The organism is Corallococcus sp. AB045 (genome assembly GCF_003668895.1).
In the GTDB taxonomy this organism is placed as follows: Bacteria; Myxococcota; Myxococcia; order Myxococcales; family Myxococcaceae; genus Corallococcus; species Corallococcus coralloides.
The window spans coordinates 1-736 of sequence record NZ_RAWN01000431.1 but is presented as its reverse complement, the minus strand read 5'-3'; the positions used below and the strand labels follow the sequence as shown (position 1 = coordinate 736).

Below are 736 nucleotides of genomic sequence, written 5' to 3'. Positions count from 1 at the left end.
GGGGACGCAGGTACTTTGGGGGAGGGGGCAAACGCGTCCAGCACGCGCTCGTCGCACGCCTTCAGCAGCGCCGGCAGCTCGTGCTGAATCGCCCGCAAATTACGCTCCGAAATGGCCCCCATCGCGAGGAAGGCCCACTCGCGCAGCGCCTCACCCCCCATGAGCGGCAGCAGTTGGGCTGCGCCTCCCAGGAATGCCCGCTGCAGGGACTGAACGAGGAGCACGTGCCCGGGACGCGCCGCCACCCGCGCTGCCTGCCGCAGCAACTCGAATTCCACCTGGGCGCAGGTTGCCCCCGACTCCCAGCGCGCCGCGTCCTGGAGCTGGAAGCACGTGCTCCCCAGTCGGTCCAGGTCGAGGTCCGAGGCCCTCGCGCAGCAGTCGGCCAGCAGCTCCACCAGCACCTGCCGCTTGAGGCTGAAGTAGCCCTCCAGAAGCCACCGGGCATCCGGGTTGCTCGCGTCATGCAGCGCCAGGCCCAGGTTCTCCAGCGTCAGCGACTCATCCAGCGCCACCGCGCGAGTCCTTCGTCCGGGGTGCTGAACCACCAGCCCCCGCGCCGCCAGCCGCCGCAGCGCCTCGCGGAGGGTGCCCCGGCACACGTCATAGCGGCGCGCCAGCTTCGCTTCGGAGCCGAATTGCCCGCTCGGGTGCAGCCGCCCCAGCGCGATATCGCGCTCGATTTGCGCCTCCACATAAGCCACGAGTCCTCCCCGTCCCATCCCCATTCCCCCTC

Annotated in this window: 1 protein-coding gene; it reads right to left on the bottom strand. The window is 70.4% G+C overall.

All coding sequences use genetic code 11. The features are described from left to right. Positions 1-728, bottom strand: a 728-nt coding sequence (locus tag D7Y21_RS41325; protein WP_147469543.1) for a FadR/GntR family transcriptional regulator, incomplete at its 3' end; no start/stop codon positions are given. Between the last annotated feature and the right edge of the window lie 8 nt (positions 729-736).